The 24,934-nt window shown below is 70.6% G+C and carries 19 protein-coding genes; 13 read left to right on the top strand and 6 right to left on the bottom strand.

Annotated features, from left to right (window positions below):
* Positions 1–183: 183 nt before the first annotated feature.
* On the top strand, positions 184–612 hold the full coding sequence (locus tag MB828_RS45415) for a Rieske (2Fe-2S) protein (RefSeq protein ID WP_301653275.1): 429 nt from the start codon (positions 184–186) through the stop codon (positions 610–612).
* Between the two features lie 139 nt (positions 613–751).
* Here the strand turns inward: MB828_RS45415 and MB828_RS45410 are convergent, their stop codons facing one another.
* Positions 752–1,699, bottom strand: a complete 948-nt coding sequence (locus MB828_RS45410) for a hypothetical protein (RefSeq protein WP_301653274.1) — start codon at positions 1,697–1,699, stop codon at positions 752–754.
* A 672-nt stretch (positions 1,700–2,371) separates the two neighbouring features.
* On the opposite strand from MB828_RS45410, the gene uvrC reads away from it, so the two are divergent.
* The 12 genes from uvrC to pgi all read left to right on the top strand — a co-directional run bounded on the left by uvrC (position 2,372) and on the right by pgi (position 18,239).
* Positions 2,372–4,594: an excinuclease ABC subunit UvrC gene (uvrC, locus tag MB828_RS45405; RefSeq protein WP_301653273.1), complete on the top strand. Its 2,223-nt coding sequence runs from the start codon at positions 2,372–2,374 to the stop codon at positions 4,592–4,594.
* A complete protein-coding gene (rapZ, locus tag MB828_RS45400) occupies positions 4,591–5,631 on the top strand; it encodes an RNase adapter RapZ (RefSeq protein WP_301653272.1) in 1,041 nt (346 codons plus the stop codon). The genes uvrC and rapZ overlap by 4 nt, the downstream gene beginning before the upstream one ends.
* Complete coding sequence (locus MB828_RS45395) at positions 5,628–6,695, top strand: gluconeogenesis factor YvcK family protein (protein WP_133027027.1); 1,068 nt, start codon at positions 5,628–5,630, stop codon at positions 6,693–6,695. Before rapZ ends, MB828_RS45395 begins: the two co-directional genes overlap by 4 nt.
* Positions 6,686–7,675 (top strand): DNA-binding protein WhiA, encoded by a 990-nt coding sequence (gene whiA, locus MB828_RS45390; protein WP_046733457.1) that lies wholly within the window; start codon positions 6,686–6,688, stop codon positions 7,673–7,675. The genes MB828_RS45395 and whiA overlap by 10 nt, the downstream gene beginning before the upstream one ends.
* 169 nt (positions 7,676–7,844) lie before the next feature.
* The gene (locus MB828_RS45385; RefSeq protein WP_301653271.1) at positions 7,845–10,814 is read left to right on the top strand and encodes a M14 family metallopeptidase; all 2,970 of its coding nucleotides are present in this window, start codon (positions 7,845–7,847) and stop codon (positions 10,812–10,814) included.
* Positions 10,815–11,065: 251 nt separating this feature from the next.
* On the top strand, positions 11,066–12,076 hold the full coding sequence (gene gap / locus MB828_RS45380) for a type I glyceraldehyde-3-phosphate dehydrogenase (protein ID WP_133027025.1): 1,011 nt from the start codon (positions 11,066–11,068) through the stop codon (positions 12,074–12,076).
* Positions 12,077–12,226: 150 nt separating this feature from the next.
* Positions 12,227–13,438, top strand: coding sequence for a phosphoglycerate kinase (locus MB828_RS45375; RefSeq protein ID WP_133027024.1), 1,212 nt, complete (start codon positions 12,227–12,229; stop codon positions 13,436–13,438).
* A gap of 5 nt (positions 13,439–13,443) precedes the next feature.
* Positions 13,444–14,220 carry a triose-phosphate isomerase gene (gene tpiA, locus MB828_RS45370; protein WP_301653270.1) on the top strand — a complete coding sequence of 259 codons (777 nt, stop codon included), beginning with the start codon at positions 13,444–13,446 and terminating at the stop codon, positions 14,218–14,220.
* A gap of 137 nt (positions 14,221–14,357) precedes the next feature.
* The gene (gene secG / locus MB828_RS45365; protein ID WP_207920894.1) at positions 14,358–14,588 is read left to right on the top strand and encodes a preprotein translocase subunit SecG; all 231 of its coding nucleotides are present in this window, start codon (positions 14,358–14,360) and stop codon (positions 14,586–14,588) included.
* A 257-nt stretch (positions 14,589–14,845) separates the two neighbouring features.
* The gene (locus tag MB828_RS45360; protein WP_007448238.1) at positions 14,846–15,133 is read left to right on the top strand and encodes an RNA polymerase-binding protein RbpA; all 288 of its coding nucleotides are present in this window, start codon (positions 14,846–14,848) and stop codon (positions 15,131–15,133) included.
* Between the two features lie 185 nt (positions 15,134–15,318).
* Positions 15,319–16,512, top strand: coding sequence for an MFS transporter (locus MB828_RS45355; protein ID WP_301653429.1), 1,194 nt, complete (start codon positions 15,319–15,321; stop codon positions 16,510–16,512).
* Positions 16,513–16,586: 74 nt separating this feature from the next.
* Positions 16,587–18,239, top strand: coding sequence for a glucose-6-phosphate isomerase (gene pgi, locus MB828_RS45350; RefSeq protein ID WP_301653269.1), 1,653 nt, complete (start codon positions 16,587–16,589; stop codon positions 18,237–18,239).
* 96 nt (positions 18,240–18,335) lie between these two features.
* Here pgi and pgl read toward each other — a convergent pair whose 3' ends face one another.
* The 5 genes from pgl to tkt form a co-directional block, all read right to left on the bottom strand.
* On the bottom strand, positions 18,336–19,118 hold the full coding sequence (gene pgl / locus MB828_RS45345) for a 6-phosphogluconolactonase (RefSeq protein ID WP_133027019.1): 783 nt from the start codon (positions 19,116–19,118) through the stop codon (positions 18,336–18,338).
* Entirely contained in the window at positions 19,115–20,200 is a 1,086-nt protein-coding gene (gene opcA / locus MB828_RS45340; protein WP_301653268.1) for a glucose-6-phosphate dehydrogenase assembly protein OpcA, read from the bottom strand. The genes pgl and opcA overlap by 4 nt, the downstream gene beginning before the upstream one ends.
* Positions 20,197–21,720 (bottom strand): glucose-6-phosphate dehydrogenase, encoded by a 1,524-nt coding sequence (gene zwf, locus MB828_RS45335; protein ID WP_133027017.1) that lies wholly within the window; start codon positions 21,718–21,720, stop codon positions 20,197–20,199. Before zwf ends, opcA begins: the two co-directional genes overlap by 4 nt.
* Before the next feature lie 4 nt (positions 21,721–21,724).
* Positions 21,725–22,843, bottom strand: a complete 1,119-nt coding sequence (gene tal / locus MB828_RS45330; protein ID WP_301653267.1) for a transaldolase — start codon at positions 22,841–22,843, stop codon at positions 21,725–21,727.
* A 33-nt stretch (positions 22,844–22,876) separates the two neighbouring features.
* The coding region (tkt, locus tag MB828_RS45325) for a transketolase (protein ID WP_301653266.1) at positions 22,877–24,934 on the bottom strand (2,058 nt) is incomplete at its 5' end.

Below are 24,934 nucleotides of genomic sequence, written 5' to 3'. Positions count from 1 at the left end.
TTTTCCCCTTCTCCGCTTCCCGCCCGGGAAGCTATCCCATCCGGCATCGCCGCGTAAACGCTTACGCAAGCGTTTACGCACCACGGCGCGAGCCGTCCCTCGCACCCCGACCCATCCCGAAGCGGGACAGACCGGTCCAGGTATCGTCGCCCTGCACACCCCTCGACCCACCTGGAGTCCCGCATGCCCGGCCGTCCCTCCGCAAGCCGTCGTACCGTTCTGCGCGGGACGGCGGCCGCGCCGGTCGCCGGACTGGGACTGGCCGCCTGCTCGGCGCCCGCCGGCGGAGCCTCGGCGGACGCGACCCCGACCGCGCTGGTCGACCTCGGGGCCGAGAACGAGGTCGCCAAGGGCGCCGCCAAGCTCTACCGGGACCACAACGTCGTCGTCAGCCGGTCCGGCGACGGTGCACTGAAGGCGTACAGCACCATCTGCACGCACGCGGGGTGCCCGATCAACAAGCTCCAGGGGACGACGCTGGTCTGCCCCTGCCACGGCAGTGAGTTCGACGCCCTGACCGGGAAGGTGGTGCGGTCACCGGCCACCGAGCCGCTGAACGAACTGCCGGTCAAGGCGGCGAACGGCCGGATCGTCGCCGGGCCCGGCGCCTGAGGCCGAGGGCCATGGGCCGAGGCCGCTTCTCCGCCGCATCAGGGCCGACCACGTCGGACCCGGGCCGACCACCTCAGACCCGGGGTGGCCGATCCGGACCCAGGGGTGGTCGACCCGGATCAGAGGCGGCCGGTCGGGGTCAGTCCCAGTCCCAGCCGATGCCCAGCAGGCCCGGCCGTACCCGGGGCTCGACCAGGTGGACGGAGCGGTGCAGCCCGCTCAGCGGCAGGTTCTGCCGGCCACTGCGCGGGGCCGCGGCCGAGTGCTGGGCGAACCGGTGGCACCTGGCGGGCAGCGCTTCGGAGGTGAAGCGGACCTGGAGGGTGTACTGACCGCCGGGAAAGCCGAAGCCGCGGACGTACTCGCGGGAGACACCGGCGGTGCCGTCCTCGACGGCGTAACGGAAGAGGAAGGTGTCGCCGGAGCGCAGCCGGGTGCCGAAGAGGAGTTCGGCGATGAGCAGGCCGGTCTCCTGGTCCGAACGGACCCGACCCGTCCGGCAGTTCTCCAGCGCGTGCACGCTCATGCGCCGCGGGGCACAACCGGGGTCACCGTGGTGGACGGCCACGAAGCGGTCGATGCCGTCCCGGTGGGCGCGGACGATGTGCTGCGACTCGCGGGCGGCCAGTTCGCGGTGGGCGCCGATCCGCACCCGCTCGTGGTGCCCCAGGGTGTGCAGGCCACCGTCGAGGGACCAGCCGAGCTCGGCCTGGAGCCGGTCGACGACGTCCGACGCCTCGACCAGCGAGCGGTAGGAGCGGGCCGCGGGGCGCCGCACGGCGGTGCCCTGGTCGCTCTCGGCCAGGAGACGTATCAGGGACTCGTCCGGGAGCTGGAGTATCTCCTCCAGCGCGCGGACGGCCCGCAGCGACTCCGGGCGCTGCGGGCGGCGGGCGCCCTGCTGCCAGTAACTCAGGCTGGTGACGCCCACTTTGACCCCGTAGCGCGACAGATGGTGCTGCACGCGCTGGAGCGGCAGGCCGCGGGCGGCGATCGCGGCGCGCAGGGCTGCGTGGAAGGGGCCGCCCCGCAGGGCCGAGTCCAGTTCCGCGGTGGCGACGTCCGCGTGCTGTGTGCCGTGCCGCATGCAGGGGGCCTTTCTCTTGGGGGGTGCTCAACGGCTGGTCAGGCCGTTGGCGCGGGCCGGGGCCACCCCGTCGGTGCCAGGGCCACCCCATCGGTGCCGGGGCGGCCGCGCTTGGGTACGCCGCGTCCGCAGGCCGTCGCTCGCGGCCCCGAGTTCCCCCGCATTGAAGCGTGTTGACCAAGCCCCGACAACACCTTCGTCCGGCCGAGGGCGCTCACCTGGCCGAGGCGCGCCCCCTCGCGCGGGTGGCACCGGGTGGGCTTGGCGGCGCCGTCGTCGTCCCGGCGATCGAAGATCGTTCGCCGGGAAGCGGCCGATTCGGGGAGGAAGCGGCACAAGCCCTCTGGGGATCGCCACGGCCGCCGCGCACCGGCCGCGCTCCCGCCTCGGGCCGGGCTCGCGCACGGGCCGCGCCGGAACCGTCCCCGACGCCGCCGAGGTGGCCGATTCCGAGATCGCCTGCCCCACGGGCCGGATGGACGGGAGAGACGGCAGAGACGGGGACGGACCGAGCGGAGCGGACCGACCGAACGGCTCCACCCCCTCGAACATCGGTGATCAGGCCCCGTCGCCGCCCCTGACGCCGGGGGCGCCCGGCACCCCGGCCGCCGGCGCCCCGGCGGTTGTCCACAGGGCGTCGCGGTGTCGGTGCTCGCCAGTAGGGTGTGAGACATGGCCGACCCCTCCAGCTACCGCCCCAAGCCGGGACAGATCCCCGACTCTCCCGGGGTGTACAGGTTCCGTGACGAGCACCGCCGGGTGATCTACGTCGGAAAGGCGAAGAGCCTGCGCCAGCGCCTGGCGAACTACTTCCAGGACCTGGCGAGCCTGCACCCCCGCACCCGGACGATGGTCACGACCGCTGCGTCCGTGGAGTGGACCGTGGTGTCCACGGAGGTCGAGGCGCTCCAGCTGGAGTACTCCTGGATCAAGGAGTACGACCCCCGGTTCAACGTCAAGTACCGCGACGACAAGAGCTACCCGTACCTCGCGGTGACGATGAACGAGGAGTTCCCGCGCGTCCAGGTGATGCGCGGTCACAAGAAGAAGGGCGTGCGTTACTTCGGTCCGTACGGTCACGCCTGGGCCATCCGGGACACCGTCGACCTGCTGCTGCGCGTGTTCCCGGTGCGGACCTGCTCCGCCGGGGTGTTCAAGAACGCCACCCGCACCGGCCGCCCCTGTCTGCTTGGCTACATCGGCAAGTGCTCGGCGCCCTGCGTCGGCCGGATCGACCCCGAGGACCACCGGGAACTGGCCGAGGACTTCTGCGACTTCATGGCCGGCCGCACCGGCACCTACCTCCGCCGTCTGGAGAACCAGATGACGGAGGCGGCCGAGGAGATGGAGTACGAGCGGGCCGCCCGGCTGCGCGACGACATCGGGGCCCTGAAGAAGGCCATGGAGAAGAACGCGGTCGTGCTCGCCGACGCGACCGACGCCGACCTGATCGCCGTCGCCGAGGACGAGCTGGAGGCGGCCGTCCAGATCTTCCATGTGCGCGGTGGGCGGGTGCGCGGTCAGCGCGGCTGGGTGACGGACAAGGTGGAGGACGTCACCACCGGGGCCCTCGTCGAGCATGCGCTCCAGCAGCTCTACGGCGAGGAGACCGGCGACGCCGTCCCCAAGGAGGTGCTGGTCCCGGCCCTGCCCGAGCCGCTGGAGCCGGTCCAGGAGTGGCTCACCGGCCGTCGTGGCTCGAACGTCTCGTTGCGGATCCCGCAGCGCGGCGACAAGAAGGCCCTGATGGAGACCGTGGAGCGCAACGCGCAGCAGTCGCTCGCCCTGCACAAGACGAAGCGCGCCTCCGACCTCACCACCCGGTCGCGCGCGCTGGAGGAGATCGCCGACGCGCTGGACCTGGACAGCGCCCCGCTGCGCATCGAGTGCTACGACATCTCCCACCTCCAGGGCGACGACGTGGTGGCCTCCATGGTCGTCTTCGAGGACGGCCTCCAGCGCAAGAACGAGTACCGCCGCTTCCAGATCAAGGGCTTCGCTGGCCAGGACGACGTGCGCTCCATGCACGAGGTGATCACCCGCCGGTTCCGCCGCTACCTCGCCGAGAAGGAGAAGACCGGCGAGTGGGTGGAGGACGGCACCGACGGCGCCCTCGAGGACACCGCCGCCCCCACCGGCCCCAGCACCGCCGCCCCCACCGGCCCCAGCACCGCCGCCCCCACCGGCCCCGGCCCCGGCACCGCCACGGACGACGGCGACGACGGCCACGACGGCGCTTTCCCGGACACCGGCACCCACCCCGACGGCGTCCTGGTCAACGGCTTCAAGGACGATGACGGCCGGCCCAAGAAGTTCGCGTACCCGCCCCAGCTCGTGGTCGTCGACGGCGGCCGCCCGCAGGTCGCCGCCGCCAAGCGGGCGCTCGACGAGCTCGGCATCGACGACATCGCCGTCTGCGGTCTCGCCAAGCGCCTCGAAGAGGTCTGGCTGCCCGAGGACGAGGATCCGGTGGTGCTGCCCCGCAGCAGTGAAGGCCTCTATCTGCTCCAGCGCGTCCGTGACGAGGCGCACCGCTTCGCGATCACCTATCAGCGCACAAAGCGGGCCAAGCGTTTCCGTGCCGGCCCCCTGGACGACGTGCCGGGCCTCGGCGAGACCCGCAAACAGGCGTTGATCAAGCATTTCGGCTCGGTGAAGAAGCTGCGGTCCGCCACAATCGAACAGATCCAGGAAGTCCCCGGGATAGGCCGCAAGACGGCCGAGACCATCGCCGCGGCCCTCGCCCAGGCGGCCCCGGCCGCACCCGCCGTGAACACGGCGACGGGAGAGATCATGGATGACAGGGAAGACGAGGCGCCCGAGACGACGGCGGACGCCTCGGGGGAGCCCGTACCCGCGGGCGCCCCGGACGATCGACGGGGGCAGGAGAGATGACCGAGCGCGACGCACAGCCCACAGCCGGGCGAGATCCGGCGTTGAGCGAATCACAGGGCGAGCCAGAGGAAACGCACAGCGAGGCGCGCCAGGATCAGCCGCAGGAAGCGGAAGCGGTCCGGGAAAACGGAGCAGAAGTGAGTACGGACGTCACCCCGGCCGGGGCCGCCGAGGCGGCCATCCCCGAGCTGGTGATCATCTCCGGTATGTCCGGAGCCGGCCGTTCGACGGCGGCGAAGTGCCTGGAGGACCTCGGCTGGTTCGTCGTCGACAACCTGCCGCCCGCCCTGATCCCCACCATGGTGGAGCTCGGTGCCCGTTCCCAGGGCAACGTGGCGCGGATCGCGGTCGTCGTGGACGTGCGCGGCCGGCGTTTCTTCGACAACCTGCGGGAGTCCCTCGCCGACCTCGACAGCCGGGCCGTCACCCGCCGGATCGTCTTCCTGGAGTCCTCCGACGACGCCCTGGTCCGGCGCTTCGAGTCGGTGCGCCGCCCGCACCCGCTCCAGGGCGACGGCCGGATCGTGGACGGCATCGCCGCCGAGCGGGAGCTGCTGCGCGAGCTGCGCGGCGACGCCGACCTGGTGATCGACACCTCCAGCCTCAACGTGCACGAACTGCGCGCCAAGATGGACGCCCAGTTCGCCGGCGAGGAGGAGCCCGAGCTGCGGGCGACGGTGATGTCGTTCGGGTTCAAGTACGGCCTGCCGGTCGACGCCGACCTGGTCGCCGACATGCGGTTCCTGCCCAACCCGCACTGGGTGCCCGAGCTGCGCCCGTACACCGGTCTCAACGAGGAGGTGTCGGCGTACGTCTTCAACCAGCCGGGCGCCAAGGAGTTCCTCGACCGGTACGCCGAGCTGCTGCGGCTGATCGCGACAGGCTACCGGCGTGAGGGCAAGCGGTACGTGACCATCGCCATCGGCTGCACGGGCGGCAAGCACCGCTCGGTCGCCGTGTCGGAGAAGCTCGCCGCCCGCCTGTCCGCCGAGGGAGTGGAGACCGTAGTCGTGCACCGGGACATGGGGCGCGAGTGACCGGACGTTCTCCGCGGCTGGGCAGACTCCGCCGGATGGCTCCCGAGAGCCGAGCGGGCCGTCCCGTCGAGGTCCGGGGCGCCCGGCCGCGCCGTCGGGGCACCCAGCCCAAGGTGGTCGCCCTGGGCGGCGGCATGGGCCTGTCCGCCTCGCTCGCCGCGCTGCGCCGGATCACCGGTGACCTCACCGCCGTCGTCACCGTCGCCGACGACGGCGGCTCCAGCGGGCGCCTCCGCGACGAGCTGGGCGTGCTCCCCCCGGGTGATCTCCGCAAGGCGCTCGCCGCGCTGTGCGGGGACGACGACTGGGGCCAGACCTGGGCCCGGGTCATCCAGCACCGCTTCCAGTCCAAGGGCGACCTGCACGAGCACGCGGTCGGCAACCTGCTGATCGTCGCGCTGTGGGAACAGCTCGGCGACCATGTGCAGGCCCTGGACCTGGTCGGCAAGCTGCTCGGCGCGCACGGGCGGGTGCTGCCCATGTCCGCGGTGCCGCTGGAACTGCAGGCGCTGGTCAAGGGGCACGATCCGGAGCGGCCGGACGAGGTGGACATCGTCCGGGGCCAGGCCACCGTCGCGCTGACACCCGGCGAGGTGCAGTCCGTGCACCTGGTGCCGCACGACCCGCCGGCCGTTCCGGAGGCCGTCGAGGCGGTGCTGGACGCGGACTGGGTGGTGCTCGGTCCCGGTTCCTGGTTCTCGTCGGTGATCCCGCACCTGCTCGTCCCGGAGTTGAGCGACGCGCTCACCGAGACGAAAGCCCGTAAGGTCCTGTCCCTGAACCTGGCACCCCAGCCGGGAGAAACCGAAGGCTTCTCCCCGCAGCGTCATTTGGAGGTTTTGGGGCGACACGCCCCTAAACTCGCCCTGGACGTGGTGCTGGCCGACGAGGCCGCCGTGCCCGACCGCGACTCGCTCACCGAGGCCGCCAAGCGGCTGGGGGCCGCGGTCGAGCTGGGCCCCGTGGCCCGGACCGACGGTTCACCCCGGCATGACCCGGAGCTGTTGGCCGCCGCGTACGACCGTATTTTTCGGATGCATGGAAGGATCGGCCCATGGCGATGACGGCAGCGGTGAAGGACGAGATCTCCCGGCTACCCGTCACCCGGACCTGCTGCCGGAAGGCGGAGGTCTCCGCCATTCTGCGGTTCGCGGGCGGCCTCCACCTGGTGAGCGGGCGCATCGTGATCGAGGCGGAGCTGGACACCGCGATGGCGGCCCGGCGCCTCAAGCGGGACATCCTGGAGATCTTCGGTCACAGCTCCGAGCTGATCGTGATGGCTCCCGGCGGGCTGCGCCGCGGCTCGCGTTACGTCGTACGGGTGGTTGCGGGCGGTGACCAGTTGGCCCGTCAGACCGGGCTGGTGGACGGCCGGGGCCGGCCGATCCGGGGCCTGCCCCCGCAGGTGGTCTCGGGGGCCACCTGTGACGCCGAGGCGGCCTGGCGCGGTGCTTTCCTGGCCCACGGGTCGCTGACCGAGCCCGGCCGTTCCTCCTCCCTGGAGGTCACCTGCCCCGGCCCGGAGGCCGCCCTCGCCCTGGTCGGCGCGGCCCGCCGGCTGTCCATCGCCGCGAAGGCCCGTGAGGTGCGCGGGGTGGACCGGGTGGTCGTCCGTGACGGTGACGCGATCGGTGCGCTGCTGACGCGACTCGGCGCGCACGAGTCGGTGCTGGCCTGGGAGGAGCGGCGGATGCGCCGCGAGGTGCGGGCCACCGCCAACCGCCTCGCCAACTTCGACGACGCGAACCTGCGCCGTTCCGCTCGCGCGGCCGTCGCCGCCGGCGCCCGGGTGCAGCGTGCCCTGGAGATCCTCGGCGACGAGGTGCCCGAGCACCTCGCGGCGGCCGGCCGGCTGCGCATGGAGCACAAGCAGGCCTCCCTGGAGGAGCTGGGCGCGCTCGCCGACCCGCCGCTGACGAAGGACGCCGTGGCCGGCCGGATCCGCCGGCTGCTCGCGATGGCCGACAAACGCGCCTCCGACCTCGGCATCCCGGGCACCGAGGCCAACCTCTCCGACGAGCTGGCCGACAACCTCGCGGTCTGAGCCCACGTCAGTTCCACGGTGCCGGCGGCCCATTGGGCCGTCGGCACCAGTTTTTTGCCCGCAGGTGCGGTTCCCGTGGGCCGAGCGTGAGTCGCCCTTGACTCGATCATGAAGTGTCATGAGCCTGGCATGAGTTCGCCGCCGTGGCGGACCACTGCTAGGGGGGTTCATGAGACACAGAGCGAGATCGATCCTCGCTGTCGGCGCGCTCCTGCTCGGCGGAGCCGCACTCGCACCCGTGGCACAGGCCGTGACCGGAGGTTCGGGCACGACCGACCCGGACGAGGTGAAGGTCTTCCACGCCGACGTCACCAAGAAGCAGATTCCCCTGTTGCTCAAGGCCGGCCAGGACGGCCACGAACTCGGCGACCAGGTCTCCGGATCCGGGAAGACGGAAGTCGAGCTCTACCTCACCGACCAGCAGGCCGGGAAGCTGAAGAAGCAGGGCGTCGCCCTCACCGAGCACACCCTCTCGGCCAGGGCCGAGGCCCGGGTCGACAGCGCCTCCCAGGGCGTCTTCCGCCCCTACAGCGGCAGCGGCGGCCTGCGGGAGGAGATCCTCCGCACCGCCCAGGCCAACCCCGGCCTCACCAAGGTCGAGTCCATCGGGAAGACGGTCGGCGGCCAGGACATCCTCGCGCTCAAACTGACCAAGGGCGCGAAGAAGTCGGCGGACGGCTCCAAGCCGTCCGTGCTGTACATGTCCAACCAGCACGCGCGCGAGTGGATCACGCCGGAGATGACCCGCCGGCTGATGCACTACTACCTGGACAACTACGGCACCGACAAGCGCGTCAAGAAGATCGTCGACTCGACCGAGCTGTGGTTCGTGTTGTCGGCCAACCCCGACGGCTACGACTACACCTTCCAGAACTCCGACACCCGTCTGTGGCGCAAGAACCTGCGGGACGTCAACGGCGACGGGGTCATCAGCACGGGTGACGGCGTCGATCTGAACCGCAACTTCGGCTACAAGTGGGGCTACGACGACGAGGGTTCGTCCCCCAACCCCACCAGTGAGACCTACCGCGGCGCGAGCCCCGAGTCCGAGCCCGAGACCAAGGCGCTGGACGCCTTCGAGAAGCGGGTCGGGTTCACGTACGGCATCAACTACCACTCGGCCGCCGAACTGCTGCTCTACGGTGTCGGCTGGCAGGTGGCCACCCCGACCCCGGACGACGTGCTCTACAAGGCGCTCGCCGGCACCCCGGACAACCCGGCGATCCCCGGCTACCACTCGCAGGTCTCCTCGGAGCTGTACACCACCAACGGCGAGGCGGACGGACACGCGTCCAACGTCAACGGCATGGCGATGTTCACCCCGGAGATGTCGACCTGCCAGACGGCCTCGGACATCGACCCGAACGACGCCTGGAACGCGGCTGACTGCCAGTCGGTCTTCAACTTCCCGGACGACGAGAAGCTGATCCAGGACGAGTTCCTGAAGAACATCCCGTTCGCGCTCTCCGTCGCCGAGACCGCCGCCCACCCGGACCAGCCGGCCTCCTCGGTCGGCCTGAGCGCCGCCGACTTCACCCCGGCCACGTTCTCCACCTCGTACTCGCGCGGCGCCGACCAGGAGGTCTCCGTCGTCGTCCGCAAGGCGGTCCGCGACAAGGAGCTCAGGTACCGCGTCAACGGCGGCCGCACCCATGACGCGTCGCTCCGGCGCTGGAAGGGCGGCGAGACCTATGGCGGTGCGGACGACCTCTACTTCGACGAGTACCGGGCCAAGGTGCGGGACGGCGCGCCGGGCGACAAGGTCGAGGTGTGGTTCACCGGCAGGACGAAGGACGGCAGGACGAAGAACGGCAAGAAGGTCTCCAGCTCGCACTTCACGTACACCGTCGCCCAGCGGCCCAAGGCGGACACCCTGGTGGTCGCCGAGGAGGGCGCCAAGGCCACCCAGGCGCAGACATACGTCGACGCGCTGAAGGCCGCCGGTCACAAGGCGGTCGTCTGGGACGTCGCCACCCAGGGCGCGCCCGACGCGCTGGGCGTCCTGGGGCACTTCCGGACCGTCGTGCACTACTCCGGCACCGGCGGCCCCGGCAACGACACCCAGCTCCAGCTGCGCGCGTACCTCAACGAGGGCGGCAAGCTGATCGAGGCCGGTGAGCTCGCCGGCGGCAGCGTCAACCTGGCGGACGGCACGCCGTCCGACGACTTCAGCCAGTACTACCTGGGCGCCTACTCCCGTACGTCGACACCGGGGGCGACCGGCTTCACCGGCTCCGGCGCGCTGGCCGGGTTCTCCGGCCCGCTGAGCGGCACCACCGCCAACCCGCTCGACAAGGCCGGGACCTACGCCGTCACCTCGGACCAGCTCGCCACCGGCACCTACCCCCAGTTCGCCAGCGCGGGGGCCGGACAGTTCGCCGGGACCGTCAACCCGTACGGGCCGTACTCCGGGTCGTACATGGCCGCGGCCGTCCACACCGACGACTCCTACAAGCGCCTCACCCGCACCATCGACCTCACCGGTGTCACCGCGGCCGACCAGCCGGCCCTCGGCACCAAGCTGCTGTGGGACACCGAACCGGGCTACGACCACGCGATCGTCGAGATCCACACGGTCGGCGCCGACGACTGGACGACCCTGCCCGACAGGGAAGGCGGCACGAAGAGCGCCGTGCCGTCCGAGTGCGGAGCCGGGTTCCTGATCGCCGAGCACCCGTGGCTCAAGCACTACCTGACCATCGGGGACAACCAGTGCGCCGCGAGCGGCACCAGCGGTGCCTGGAACAGCTTCACCGGCAGCTCGGCGGGCTGGCAGTCCGCGAGCTTCGACCTGAGCGCGTACGCGGGTCACAAGGTCGAGGTGTCCATCAGCTACGTCACCGACCCGAGCACCGGCGGGCACGGCGTCCTCGTCGACGACGCCTCGCTCCTGCTCCACGGCACGGCCGCCGAGACCGAGGGCTTCGAGACCTCGCTCGGTCCCTGGAGCGCCGCCGGACCGCCCGCGGGCAGCCCGGCCGTCCTCAAGGACTGGGCCCGCACCGGAGCCCTGTTCCAGACGTACGGAGCGGTCACCACCGACCGGACCGTGCTGCTCGGCTTCGGCCTGGAACAGGTCACCTCGGCCACCGATCGTGCCGCTCTGGTGAAGAAGGCGTTCACGGCACTCGACAAGTGAGCCGACCCGCTCACGAAAGAGTGATTTCGAGGCAAGAAGTGGTCGGCATTCCCTGACAGAACGGGGCGATCCGGCCCACGATCCGAGGTGGTCCGTACCCCTACTGGCGGGTACGGACCGCCTCGCCGTGTATGGGGCATCTGGATGTCACCAGGGGAGCCTCAGGGAGGTAGGGTCGTGGGTGGTCGGGGACATCCCAAATACAGCTCGCCGGCACCGCATGGCCGGCGTACCAACGAGGAGATCGGTTCGTGACGATCCGCGTAGGCATCAACGGCTTCGGTCGTATCGGTCGCAACTACTTCCGCGCGCTGCTGGAGCAGGGCGCTGACATCGAGATCGTGGCTGTCAATGACCTGGGTGACACCGCGACCACCGCGCACCTGCTGAAGTACGACACGATCCTCGGCCGCCTCAAGGCCGAGGTGTCGCACACCGCCGACACGATCACCGTCGACGGCCACACCATCAAGGTGCTGTCCGAGCGCAACCCCGCCGACATCCCGTGGGGCGACCTTGGCGTCGACATCGTCATCGAGTCGACCGGCATCTTCACCAACAAGGAGGACGCCGCCAAGCACATCGCGGGCGGCGCCAAGAAGGTCCTCATCTCGGCTCCGGCCAAGAACGAGGACATCACCATCGTCATGGGCGTCAACCAGGACAAGTACGACCCGGCGAACCACCACGTCATCTCCAACGCCTCCTGCACCACCAACTGTGTGGCGCCGATGGCGAAGGTCCTCGACGAGAACTTCGGCATCGTCAAGGGCCTGATGACGACGGTGCACGCGTACACGAACGACCAGCGCATCCTGGACTTCCCGCACAAGGACCTGCGCCGCGCCCGTGCCGCCGCCGAGAACATCATCCCGACCACCACCGGTGCCGCCAAGGCCACCGCCCTGGTCCTCCCGCAGCTCAAGGGCAAGCTGGACGGCATCGCGATGCGCGTCCCGGTCCCGACCGGCTCGGCCACCGACCTGGTCGTGACCCTCCAGCGCGAGGTCACCAAGGACGAGGTCAACGCCGCGTTCAAGAAGGCCGCCGACGGCGGCGACCTCAAGGGCTACCTGTCGTACACCGAGGACGAGATCGTCTCCTCGGACATCGTCGGCGACCCGGCCTCCTGCACCTTCGACTCCTCCCTGACCATGGTCCAGGAGGGCAACACGGTGAAGATCCTCGGCTGGTACGACAACGAGTGGGGCTACTCGAACCGCCTCGTCGACCTCACGGTCTTCGTCGGCGACCAGCTCTGATCGACCGAGCACGCACCTCGATGCGGTAGCAGGGCTCGGGCAGCGCACCGTCGCGCTGCCCGAGCCCTGACGCACGTAAGGATCGACCCGCCGTCTACGGTTCGATCAGTCCTCGTACGATCAAGAGCCCTCCTGTAGGAGTCCCCAACCATGAAGACGATCGACGAACTCCTCGCCGAAGGCGTCGACGGCAAGCGGGTCTTCGTCCGCGCCGACCTCAACGTGCCGATGGCCGGCGGCCTCATCACCGACGACGGCCGCATCCGCGCCGTCCTGCCGACCGTCAAGGCGCTCGCCGACGCGGGCGCCAAGGTGGTCGTCGCCTCCCATCTGGGCCGCCCCAAGGGCGCCCCGGACCCGGAGTTCTCCCTGCTCCAGGCCGCCGAACGGCTCGGTGAGCTGCTCGGCGCCCCGATCGCGTTCGCCCAGGACACCGTCGGCCCCGCCGCCCACGACGCGGTGAACGGCCTCGAGCCCGGCCAGGTCGCGGTCATCGAGAACCTGCGTTTCAACGCCGGTGAGACCGCCAAGGACGACACCGAGCGCGGCGAGTTCGCCGACCGGCTCGCCGCCCTCGCGGACGTCTACGTCGGCGACGGCTTCGGCGCCGTGCACCGCAAGCACGCCTCCGTCTACGACCTCCCGGCCCGGCTGCCGCACTACGCCGGCTACCTGATCGCCACCGAGGTCGGCGTCCTGAAGAAGCTCACCGAGGACGTCCAGCGCCCCTACGTCGTCGCGCTCGGCGGCGCCAAGGTCTCCGACAAGCTCGCCGTCATCGACGAACTCCTCGGCAAGGCCGACCGCATCCTCATCGGCGGCGGCATGGCCTACACCTTCCTGAAGGCCAAGGGCTACGAGATCGGCAGCTCCCTCCTCCAGGAGGACCAGCTCGACGCGGTCACCGAGTACATCGAGCGCGCGGAGAAGACCGGCGTCGAGCTCGTCCTGCCCGTCGACACCGTCGTCGCCCCCGAGTTCCCGGACCTGAAGACCAAGGCCCCGGGCAACCCCACCACGGTCGCCGCGGACGCCATGCCGGCCGGCCAGATGGGGCTCGACATCGGCCCCGAGAGCGGCGCGCTGTACGCCGCGAAGCTCGCCGACGCCGAGACCGTGTTCTGGAACGGTCCGATGGGCGTCTTCGAGCACCCCGACTACGCCGCGGGCACCCGGGCGGTCGCCCAGGCCCTCGTGGAGTCCAAGGGCTTCACCGTCGTCGGCGGCGGTGACTCCGCCGCCGCCGTGCGCATCCTCGGCTTCGACGAGAACGCGTTCGGACACATCTCGACCGGTGGCGGCGCCTCCCTCGAATACCTCGAGGGCAAGACGCTCCCCGGCCTCGCCGCACTGGAGGACTGACCTACATGAGCACGCGCACGCCGATCATGGCGGGCAACTGGAAGATGAACCTCAACCACCTCGAGGCCATCGCGCACGTCCAGAAGCTCGCCTTCGCCCTGGCGGACAAGGACTACGAGGCCGTCGAGGTCGCCGTCCTGCCGCCCTTCACCGACCTGCGTTCCGTGCAGACCCTGGTCGACGGCGACAAGCTCAAGATCAAGTACGGCGCCCAGGACATCTCGGCCCATGACTCCGGCGCCTACACCGGCGAGATCTCCGGCCCGATGCTGGCCAAGCTGAAGTGCACCTACGTGGTCATCGGCCACTCCGAGCGCCGCCAGTACCACCACGAGACCGACGACACGGTGAACGCCAAGGTCAAGGCCGCCTACAAGCACGGTCTGACCCCGATCCTGTGCGTCGGCGAGGAGCTGGACGTCCGCGAGGCGGGCAACCACGTCTCCCACACCCTCGCCCAGGTCGAGGGCGGCCTCAAGGACCTCCCCGCCGAGCAGGCCGAGTCGGTCGTGATCGCCTACGAGCCGGTGTGGGCCATCGGCACCGGCAAGGTCTGCGGCGCCGGTGACGCCCAGGAGGTCTGCGCCGCGATCCGCGCCAAGCTCGCCGAGCTGTACGGCCAGGAGCTGGCCGACCAGGTCCGCATCCAGTACGGCGGCTCCGTCAAGTCCGGCAACGTCGCCGAGATCATGGCGCAGGCCGACATCGACGGCGCTCTGGTCGGCGGGGCCTCGCTGGACGCGGACGAGTTCGTCAAGATCGTGCGTTTCCGCGATCAGTGAGCACACCCGTGAGTAGGCGGTAGCGACGATCCGTCGTACCCTTGCGGGGCCGAAGCTGTTATTTGGAACGTGAGACTTCAAACAGGCTCCGGCCCCGCAGTCCATCCGTATCCGAGGAAGTTGGTCCAGCCGTGGTTTTGGGGTTCTCGATCGCCCTGATCGTCTTCAGCCTGCTGCTGATGCTGCTGGTGCTGATGCACAAGGGCAAGGGCGGCGGCCTCTCCGACATGTTCGGTGGTGGCATGCAGTCCTCCGTGGGCGGCTCCTCGGTCGCCGAGCGGAACCTGGACCGGATCACCGTGGTGATCGGTCTGCTGTGGTTCGCGAGCATCATCGTCCTCGGCATGCTGATGAAGACGAACAGCTGATCCGCGGCTCGCACACACGCACAATCCGCACGTAAGGCCCCATGTTCGGTACGCGCCCCTGAGCGCGGCCTATCATGGGGCTTGCGTCTAGGTGCGGGGACGGTAACTCCCAACACTGGACGCGCGTTGGGCCTTACGTAGACTGAGGCGCTCGCAACGAAGCGACACGCCGACTCGCTTCGCGGCACCATCACGCAGGGAGTTACACCGTGGCAAGTGGCAACGCGATCCGAGGTAGCCGGGTCGGGGCGGGGCCGATGGGCGAGGCCGAGCGCGGCGAGTCCGCGCCGCGTCTGCGCATCTCCTTCTGGTGCTCCAACGGGCACGAGACGCAGCCCAGCTTCGCCAGCGACGCGCAGGTGCCCGAGACCTGGGACTGCCCGCGCTGTGGCTTCCCGGCCGGCCAGGACCGGGACAACCCGCCGGACCCGCCGCGCACCGAGCCGTACAAGACGCACCTCGCGTACGTACGGGAGCGGCGCAGCGACGCGGACGGCGAGGCGATCCTCGCCGAGGCGCTCGCCAAACTGCGCGGCGAGATCTAGGAGTTGACCCCGGCCGGGCGCCTTCGGGCGCCTGGCCGCAGTCGTCTCCGCGGCCGGGTCCCGGTCCGTTGTCAGTGGTGCCCTCTACGGTTTGCACATCGGCGAATCATGAGGGGGCGACGGTGACGACGGGGGAGCGGGCACCCGCGTGGCGCGGGGGATTCGGACGGCTGTGGACGGCCGCCGTGGTCTCCCGGTTCGGGGACGCCTTACGGACCGCCGCGCTGCCCCTGCTGGCCGCGCGGCTGACCGACGACCCGCTCGCCATCGCCTCCGTGACCGCCTGCGGCTATGTCCCGTGGCTGCTGTTCGGGCTGCTCGGCGGTGCCGTCGCGGACCGGGTGGACCAGCGGCGCGCCATGTGGGCCGCGGACACGGTCCGAGGGCTGCTCGTGGCCGCCTTCGCGCTCGCCGTGGGCCTCGGCCACGCCTCGATCCCGCTGCTGCTCGTGCTCACCTTCGCGCTGACCACCCTCCAGACGCTCTTCGACAACGCGTCCACGGCCCTGCTGCCCGCCCTGGTCGACCGCCAGGCCCTCGGCGGAGCCAACGCCCGGCTGATGACCGGTCAGCAGGTCGCCGGCGGCCTGCTCGGCGCCCCGCTGGTGCCGCTGCTGCTCACGGCCGGCGCGTTCATGCCCTTCGCGGCCGACGCGAGCACCTATCTGGTCGCCGCCGCCCTGGTCGCCTCGCTCCGCACCCGGCCCCCGGACCGGCCGCCACGCCCGGCCGGCAGCACCCTGCGCACCGAGATCGGCGAAGGCCTGCGCGCCCTGTGGCAGGACCGGGCGCTCCGCGCGGTCTGCGTCTCCACCCTGCTCTGCAACATCGGCATGGGCGCCCTGATCGCCACCCTGGTGCTGCACGTGACGCGCTGGCTGCACGCGGGCACCGCGGGATACGCGGCGGCCATGACCGCCTACTCGGCGGGCAGCATCGCCGGCGGCTTCCTCGCCCAGCGCGTCGCCCGCCGCACCGGCCGGCCGCGGGCCCTGCTGGTCGCCGGCACGGTCCAGACGGCCGCCCTGGTCCTCATGGGCACCGTCCGGCAGCTCGGCGCCCTGGTCGCCGGCATGCTGCTGCTCGGCGCGATGGGCATGGTGTGGAACGTCAACCAGATCACGCTGATGCAGCAACGCGCCCCCGAGTCGATGACCGGCCGGATCGCCGCCGCCTTCCGCACCTGCGCCACGTCCGGGGCTCCGCTCGGCGCCCTGCTGGGCGGAGCCGTCGCCGGCGCCGTCGGCCTGAACGGGCCCTCGCTCCTCGCCGCCGCCCTCTTCGGACTGGCCGTCACCTCGTTGATACCGGTGCGCCGGCCGGACGTACCTGTTGTTGCGCCGCCGGACAGCGTGACGGCAGGCGGTGTCCCGCGCTGATCAACTAGGTTGGAACCGGCAGGCGGGGCAGCCGTGCAACAGGACAGGTGCAAGGAAGAAGGCTGAAGTCGCACATGAACGCAGACGGCCGTACCAGGCTCAACCAGACGCCCGAGTGGACCGCGCTCGCCAAGCACCGCGAGGAGCTGGCCGGCACCCATCTGCGGGACCTGTTCGCCGCCGACCCGGGGCGTGGCACCGGCTACACCCTCCAGGTCGGCGACCTCCACATCGACTACTCGAAGCACCTCGTCAACGACGAGACGCTGCGGCTGCTGCGGGAGCTGGCCGCCGCCACCGACGTGTTCGGGCTGCGGGACGCCATGTTCCGCGGCGAGAAGATCAACGTCACCGAGGACCGCGCGGTGCTGCACACCGCCCTGCGCGCCCCGCGCGACGCGGTGGTCGAGGTCGACGGCGAGAACGTGGTGCCGCAGGTGCACGCGGTTCTCGACAAGATGGCCGACTTCGCCGACCGGGTCCGCTCGGGTGCCTGGACCGGCCACACCGGCAAGCGCATCCGCAACGTCGTCAACATCGGCATCGGCGGCTCCGACCTCGGCCCCGCGATGGCCTACGAGGTGCTGCGCAGCTTCACCGACCGCGACCTCACGGTCCGTTTCGTCTCCAACGTCGACGGCGCCGACCTGCACGAGGCCACCCGCGACCTGGACGCGGCGGAGACGCTGTTCATCATCGCCTCCAAGACGTTCACCACGATCGAGACGATCACCAACGCGACGTCTGCCCGCAACTGGGTGCTGGGCGAGCTGAAGGCCGGTCAGGAGGCCGTCGCCAAGCACTTCGTGGCCCTCTCCACGAACGCCGAGAAGGTGTCGGACTTCGGCATCGACACGGCCAACATGTTCGAGTTCTGGGACTGGGTCGGCGGCCGCTACAGCTACGACTCCGCCATCGGCCTCTCCCTGATGATCGCCATCGGCCCGGACCGCTTCCGCGAGATGCTGGACGGCTTCCACCTGGTCGACGAGCACTTCCGCACCGCGCCCGCCGAGAGCAACGTCCCGCTCCTGCTGGGCCTGCTGGGCATCTGGTACGACAACTTCCACGACGCCCAGTCGCACGCGGTGCTGCCGTACAGCCACTACCTCTCCAGGTTCACCGCCTACCTCCAGCAGCTGGACATGGAGTCCAACGGCAAGCACGTGGCGCGGGACGGCAAGGAGGTCGACTGGACCACCGGGCCGATCGTCTGGGGCACCCCGGGCACCAACGGGCAGCACGCCTACTACCAGTTGATCCACCAGGGCACGAAGCTGATCCCGGCGGACTTCATCGGCTTCGCCGAGCCGGTCGCCGAGCTGAGTGGTGAACTCAAGGCGCAGCACGACCTGTTGATGGCCAACTTCTTCGCCCAGACCCAGGCGCTGGCCTTCGGCAAGACCGCCGACGAGGTCCGCGCGGAGGGCGTCGCCGAGGAACTGGTCCCGCACAAGACCTTCGAGGGCAACCGCCCGACGACGACCATCCTCGCCCGCGAGCTGACCCCGTCGGTCCTCGGGCAGCTCGTCGCCCTCTACGAGCACAAGGTGTTCACCCAGGGCGCCGTCTGGGACATCGACTCCTTCGACCAGTGGGGCGTCGAGCTGGGCAAGGTGCTCGCCAAGCGCGTCGAACCGGCCCTGACCGAGGGCGCGGAGGTACCCGGCCTGGACGCGTCGACGAAGGCACTGGTGGCCAAGTACCGGGAGCTGCGCGGGCGGTAGGCCCAAGGCGGCCCGAGACGGCCCGGCCAAGGCGGTCCTGACGTGAAAGAACCCGTACGGCCAGGGGCCGTACGGGTTCTTCTCAAGCGAGGGTTCTCACGGCGAGGCCGGCGGATACAGCGACCTCGGCAGCTGGGCCGCCGCAGTCGTGTCCAGGAGCCACAGGGTGCGTTGGCGGCCCTTGGCGCCGGCCGCCGGGGCCTGGATCTCGCCCGCGCCCGAGAGGGCGATGGCGACGGCCTCGGCCTTGTCCTCGCCCGCCGCCAGCAGCCAGACCTCGCGGGCCGAGCGGATCGCGGGAAGGGTGAGGGAGACCCGGGTCGGCGGCGGCTTGGGCGCGCCGTGCACGCCGACCACCGTGCGCTCCGTCTCCCGGACCGCGGGCAGCTCCGGGAAGAGCGAGGCCACGTGGGTGTCCGGGCCGACGCCCAGCATCAGGACGTCGAAGGTCGGCACCGGACCGTGGTTCTCGGGGTCGGCCGCGGCGGCCAGCTCCGCCGCGTAGGCCTCGGCCGCCGCGTCCACGTCCGTACCCCAGGGGCCGTCCGACGCGGGCATGGCGTGCACGCGCTTCGGGTCCACCGGGACCTGGTCGAGCAGGGCCTCGCGGGCCTGGGTGACATTGCGCTCCGGGTCGCCCTCGGGCAGGAAGCGCTCGTCGCCCCACCAGAGGTCGAGCCGGCTCCAGTCCACGGCGTCCCTGGCCGGTGCCGCCGCCAGCGCCGCGAGCAGGCCGTTGCCGTTGCGGCCGCCGGTGAGGACCACGGACGCCTCGCCCCGGGAGGCCTGGGCGTCCACGATCTTCGTGATCAGACGGGCCGCGGCGGCCTGCGCCATCAGTTCCTTGTCGTGGTGCACGACCAGCTGGGGAGTGCTCATGTCGCCTTCGCCCTCTTCTTCAGCGGTGCCGGTTCCTGCGCCGCCTCTGTCGTGGGAGCCTCGGCAGCGGCTTCGGGAGCCGCCGCGACGGTGACCGGTTCTCCTTTGGGCGACGGGTCCGGGTCCGGGGCCGGGTCCGGCGGCACGGCGGCCGACGACGCGTTCAGCCGTTCCACGCCGAACCGCAGCGCCGACGCGTAGGTGTCGTCCGGGTCGAGCCGGCGCAGCTCCTCCGCGATCAGCTCGGCGGTGTCCCGGCGCTTCAGCGCCACCGCGCGGTCCGGCTGCCCGTCGATGGAGAGGGTGGCGAGGGAACCGTCCGCGCGGTCCAGCGCGATCGGGCCCTCGCTGGTGTGCATCCGGACCGCCGTCAGACCGGGGCCCGCGGAGAGCGACCGCTTGACGGGGACGTCCAGCCGGTCCGCGAGCCACATCGCGAGCAGCTCGCAGCTCGGGTTGAACTCCTCGCCCTCCACCTCGACGGCCTTGACCTCGCAGACCACCTGGTCCAGGGCCGCCGCCAGCATCGAGCGCCAGGGGGTGATCCGGGTCCAGGACAGGTCCGTGTCGCCGGGGGTGTAGGTGTCCGCGCGGGCGGACAGTTCCCGTACCGGCTGCTCGGAGGCGTAGGTGTCGGTGACCCGGCGCTGGGCGAGAGCGCCCAGCGGGTCCTTCGCCGGGTCGAGCGGGGCGTTCACCGGCCACCAGACGACGACCGGGGCGTCCGGCAGCAGCAGCGGCAGGACGACCGAGTCGGCGTGGTCGGCGACCTCGCCGTGCAGCCGGAGCACCACCGTCTCGCCGGTGCCCGCGTCCGCGCCCACCCGGACCTCGGCGTCCAGCCGGGACGCCGTACGGTCGCGGGGCGAGCGGGAGACGCGCTTGATGACGACCAGCGTGCGCGAGGGATGCTCGTGCGAGGCGTCGCCGCCCGCCTTCAGGGCGTCGTAGGCGTTCTCCTCGTCGGTGACGATGACAAGGGTCAGCACCATGCCCACGGCGGGCGTGCCGATGGCCCGGCGGCCCCGCACCAGCGCCTTGTTGACCTGGCCGGCCGTGGTGTCCGTGAGGTCTATCTTCATGGCCGGCGCCAGCTCCGTCCGTCTCGTGCGAGCATCTCGTCGGCCTCGACGGGACCCCAGGTGCCCGACTTGTACTGCGCGGGCCTGCCGTGCTTGTCCCAGTACTCCTCGATCGGGTCGAGGATCTTCCAGGACAGCTCGACCTCCTCGGTGCGCGGGAAGAGGTTGGCGTCGCCCAGCAGCACGTCCAGGATCAGCCGCTCGTAGGCCTCCGGGGAGGACTCGGTGAAGGACTCGCCGTAGGCGAAGTCCATCGACACGTCCCGGATCTCCATCGAGGTGCCCGGCACCTTGGAGCCGAAGCGGACCGTGATGCCCTCGTCGGGCTGGACGCGGATGACGATCGCGTTCTGCCCGAGCTCCTCGGTGGCGGTGTGGTCGAAGGGCGAGTGCGGCGCCCGCTGGAAGACCACCGCGATCTCGGTGACCCGGCGGCCGAGGCGCTTGCCGGTGCGCAGGTAGAAGGGGACGCCCGCCCAGCGGCGGTTGTCGACCTCGACCTTCACGGCGGCGTAGGTGTCGGTCTTCGACTTGGCGTCGATGCCGTCCTCTTCGAGGTAGCCGATGACCTTCTCGCCGCCCTGCCAGCCGGCCGCGTACTGGCCGAACACGGTCGACCTGCCCAGGTCCTTCGGCAGCCGTACGGCGCCGAGCACCTTCTCCTTCTCCGCGGCCAGCGCGTCCGCGTCGAAGGAGGACGGCTCCTCCATGGCGGTCAGGGCCATCAGCTGGAGGAGGTGGTTCTGGATGACGTCACGGGCGGCGCCGATGCCGTCGTAGTAGCCGGCGCGGCCGCCGATGCCGATGTCCTCGGCCATGGTGATCTGCACGTGGTCCACGAAGGACCGGTTCCAGATCGGCTCGAACATGGTGTTGGCGAAGCGCAGCGCCAGGATGTTCTGGACGGTCTCCTTGCCGAGGTAGTGGTCGATCCGGAACACCTGGTCCGGCTCGAACACCTCGTGCACGACCTTGTTGAGCTCCTCGGCCGACTTCAGGTCGTGGCCGAAGGGCTTCTCGATGACCGCGCGCCGCCAGGAGCCGCCGGACTGGTCGGCCAGCCCGTGCTTCTTCAGCTGCTGGATGACCACCGGGAAGGAGCGCGGCGGCACGGACAGGTAGAAGGCGAAGTTGCCGCCGGTCCCCTGCGCCTTGTCCAGCTCCTCGATGGTGGAGCGCAGCCGCTCGAAGGCGTCGTCGTCGTCGAAGGTGCCCTGGACGAAGCGCATCCCCTGGATGAGCTGCTGCCAGACCTCCTCGCGGAACGGGGTGCGGGAGTGTTCCTTGACGGCGTCGTGGACCTCGGCGGCGAAGTCCTCGTTGGCCCACTCACGGCGGGCGAAGCCGACCAGGGAGAAGCCCGGCGGCAGCAGACCCCGGTTGGCGAGGTCGTACACGGCGGGCATGAGCTTCTTGCGGGAGAGGTCGCCCGTGACGCCGAAGATGACCAGGCCCGACGGCCCCGCGATACGCGGGAGCCGTCGGTCGGCGGGGTCACGCAGCGGGTTGCTGCTTGACAAGATGTCAGCCCTCCGAGGGGGCCAGGCGCTCCAGCTCCGCCTGGGTCGACTTGAGCAGGTCGTTCCAGGACGCCTCGAACTTCTCGACGCCCTCGTCCTCCAGGACCTGGACCACGTCGTCGTACGAGATCCCGAGCGCCTCGACGGCGTCGAGGTCGGCGCGGGCCTGCTCGTACGTGCCGGTGATCGTGTCGCCGGTGATCTCGCCGTGGTCCTCGACCGCGAAGAGGGTGGCCTCCGGCATGGTGTTCACCGTGTTCGGCGCCACCAGATCGTCGACGTACATGGTGTCCTTGTACGCCGGGTCCTTCACGCCGGTGGAGGCCCACAGCGGACGCTGCTTGCGGGCGCCCGCGGACTCCAGCGCGTTCCAGCGGTCGGAGGAGAAGACCTCCTCGTACGCCTGGTAGGCGAGCCGGGCGTTGGCGACGGCGGCCTTGCCGCGCAGCGCCTTCGCCTCGTCGGTGCCGATCCCGTCGAGGCGCTTGTCGATCTCGGTGTCCACCCGGGACACGAAGAACGACGCCACCGAACGGATCTGCGACAGGTCGAGGCCGCGCTCCCTGGCCTTCTCCAGGCCGGTCAGGTAGGCGTCCATGACCTTGCGGTAGCGCTCCAGCGAGAAGATCAGCGTGACGTTGACGCTGATGCCGAGGCCGATGACCTCCGCGATCGCCGGGATGCCCGCCTCGGTGGCCGGGATCTTGATGAGGGTGTTGGGCCGGTCCACCAGCCAGGCCAGCTGCTTGGCCTCGGCGACGGTCGACTTGGTGTTGTGCGCCAGGCGCGGGTCGACCTCGATCGACACCCGGCCGTCCTGGCCGTCGGTCGCCTCGAAGACCGGGCGCAGGATGTCGGCGGCGTCGCGGACGTCCGCCGTGGTGATCATGCGGATGGCCTCTTCGACGGTGACCTTGCGGGCGGCGAGGTCCGAGACCTGCTGGTCGTAGCCGTCGCCCTGCGAGATCGCCTTCTGGAAGATCGTCGGGTTGGTGGTGACGCCCACGACGTGCTGCTGGTCGATCAGCTCGGCGAGGTTGCCGGACGTGATCCGCTTGCGCGACAGGTCGTCCAGCCAGATCGCGACGCCTTCTTCGGAGAGGCGCTTGAGTGCGTCTGTCATGGAATTACATCTCCTACGTGTCGTATATGAGCGTCAGCGCTGGGCGGCGGCGATGGATTCCCGGGCCTTGTCGGCCACGTTCTCGGCAGTGAAGCCGAACTCCTGGAAGAGCACCTTGCCGTCCGCGGAAGCACCGAAGTGCTCCAGGGAAACGATGCGGCCGGCGTCGCCCACGTACTTGTGCCACGTGAGACCGATGCCCGCCTCGACCGAGACGCGAGCCCTGACGGACGGCGGCAGAACGCTGTCCCGGTACCCCTGGTCCTGCTCCTCGAACCACTCCACGCACGGCATGGACACCACACGGGTGGGGACGCCGTCGGCCTCCAGGCGCTCGCGCGCCTCGACGGCGACGTGCACCTCGGAACCGGTGGCGATGAGGATGACCTCCGGGGCTCCGTTCGAAGCCTCGAACAGGACGTAACCGCCCTTGACGGTGTCCTCGTTGGACTCGTACACCGGCACGCCCTGGCGGGTCAGCGCGAGCCCGTGCGGGGCGCCCTTGCCGAACACCTTGGTGTAGCGCCGGAGGATCTCGCGCCAGGCGATCGCGGTCTCGTTGGCGTCGGCGGGACGTACGACGTTGAGGCCGGGGATGGCGCGCAGCGAGGCGAGGTGCTCGACCGGCTGGTGGGTCGGGCCGTCCTCGCCGAGGCCGATGGAGTCGTGCGTCCACACGTAGGTCACCGGCAGGTGCATCAGCGCCGACAGGCGGACGGAGTTGCGCATGTAGTCGGAGAAGACGAGGAACGTACCGCCGTAGACGCGGGTGTTGCCGTGCAGGGTGATGCCGTTCAGCTCCGCGGCCATGGAGTGCTCGCGGATGCCGAAGTGGATGGTGCGCCCGTAGGGGTCCGCGCCCGGCAGCGGGTTGTCCGCCGGCAGGAACGAGCTGTCCTTGTCGATGGTCGTGTTGTTCGACCCGGCGAGGTCGGCGGAACCGCCCCACAGCTCGGGGATCACCGCGCCGAGGGCCTGGAGCACCTTGCCGGAGGCGGCACGGGTCGCGACGCCCTTGCCGGGCTCGAAGACCGGGATCTTCTCCTCCCAGCCCTTGGGTAGCTCGCCAGCGGCGATGCGGTCGAAGTCGGCGGCCCGCTCGGCGTTGTTGTCACGCCACAGCTGGAAGGACTTCTCCCACTCGGCCTTGGCGGCCGCGCCGCGCTCCTGGGCCTGCCGGGTGTGGGCGATGACCTCCTCGGCGACGTCGAAGCTCTTCTCCGGGTCGAAGCCGAGGACGCGCTTGGTGGCCGCGACCTCGTCGGCGCCCAGCGCTGAGCCGTGGGCGGCCTCGGTGTTCTGCGCGTTCGGGGCGGGCCAGGCGATGATCGAGCGCATCGCGATGAAGGACGGCCGGTCCGTGACCGCCTTGGCCGCCTCGATCGCGTTGTAGATGGCGTGCGGGTCCAGGTCGCCGTCCGGCTTCGGGGCGATCCGCTGCACGTGCCAGCCGTACGCCTCGTACCGCTTGACGGTGTCCTCGGAGACGGCCGTCTCGGTGTCGCCCTCGATCGAGATGTGGTTGTCGTCCCACAGCAGGATCAGGTTGCCGAGCTTCTGGTGGCCGGCCATCGAGGACGCCTCGGCGGAGATGCCCTCCTGGAGGCAGCCGTCACCGGCGATGCAGTAGATGTAGTGGTCGAAGGGGGACTCGCCCTGCGGCGCCTCCGGGTCGAACAGACCGCGCTCGTAGCGGGAGGCCATGGCCATGCCCACGGCGTTGGCGACACCCTGGCCCAGCGGACCGGTGGTGGTCTCCACGCCCCTGGTGTGGCCGTACTCCGGGTGACCGGGGGTCTTCGAGCCCCAGGTGCGGAAGCCTTCGAGGTCCGACAGCTCCAGGCCGAAGCCGGCCAGGTACAGCTGCGTGTAGAGGGTCAGCGACGAGTGACCGGCGGACAGCACGAAGCGGTCGCGGCCCACCCAGTCGGGATCGGACGGGTCGTGCCGCATCACCTTCTGGAAGAGGGTGTACGCGGCCGGCGCCAGGCTCATCGCCGTACCCGGATGGCCGTTGCCGACCTTCTGTACGGCATCGGCGGCCAGGACGCGGGCGGTGTCGACGGCCCGCTGGTCCAACTCGGTCCAGTG

Source organism: Streptomyces arenae (assembly GCF_022343545.1).
In the GTDB taxonomy this organism is placed as follows: domain Bacteria; phylum Actinomycetota; class Actinomycetes; order Streptomycetales; family Streptomycetaceae; genus Streptomyces; species Streptomyces humi.
Note: the sequence above shows the minus strand (reverse complement) of the source record. Positions and strands in the feature narration are given on the sequence as shown.

Excerpts from the sequence above, each read along its gene's own strand:
- rapZ (WP_301653272.1), top strand. The coding sequence starts at position 4,591 with ATGACCGAGCGCGACGCACAGCCCACAGCCGGGCGAGATCCGGCGTTG.
- opcA (WP_301653268.1), bottom strand. The coding sequence starts at position 20,200 with ATGAAGATAGACCTCACGGACACCACGGCCGGCCAGGTCAACAAGGCG.
- MB828_RS45360 (WP_007448238.1), top strand. The coding sequence starts at position 14,846 with ATGGGCGAGGCCGAGCGCGGCGAGTCCGCGCCGCGTCTGCGCATCTCC.
- whiA (WP_046733457.1), top strand. The coding sequence starts at position 6,686 with ATGGCGATGACGGCAGCGGTGAAGGACGAGATCTCCCGGCTACCCGTC.
- MB828_RS45375 (WP_133027024.1), top strand. The coding sequence starts at position 12,227 with ATGAAGACGATCGACGAACTCCTCGCCGAAGGCGTCGACGGCAAGCGG.
- pgi (WP_301653269.1), top strand. The coding sequence starts at position 16,587 with ATGAACGCAGACGGCCGTACCAGGCTCAACCAGACGCCCGAGTGGACC.
- uvrC (WP_301653273.1), top strand. The coding sequence starts at position 2,372 with ATGGCCGACCCCTCCAGCTACCGCCCCAAGCCGGGACAGATCCCCGAC.
- tpiA (WP_301653270.1), top strand. The coding sequence starts at position 13,444 with ATGAGCACGCGCACGCCGATCATGGCGGGCAACTGGAAGATGAACCTC.
- tal (WP_301653267.1), bottom strand. The coding sequence starts at position 22,843 with ATGACAGACGCACTCAAGCGCCTCTCCGAAGAAGGCGTCGCGATCTGG.
- MB828_RS45385 (WP_301653271.1), top strand. The coding sequence starts at position 7,845 with ATGAGACACAGAGCGAGATCGATCCTCGCTGTCGGCGCGCTCCTGCTC.
- pgl (WP_133027019.1), bottom strand. The coding sequence starts at position 19,118 with ATGAGCACTCCCCAGCTGGTCGTGCACCACGACAAGGAACTGATGGCG.
- MB828_RS45410 (WP_301653274.1), bottom strand. The coding sequence starts at position 1,699 with ATGCGGCACGGCACACAGCACGCGGACGTCGCCACCGCGGAACTGGAC.
- MB828_RS45415 (WP_301653275.1), top strand. The coding sequence starts at position 184 with ATGCCCGGCCGTCCCTCCGCAAGCCGTCGTACCGTTCTGCGCGGGACG.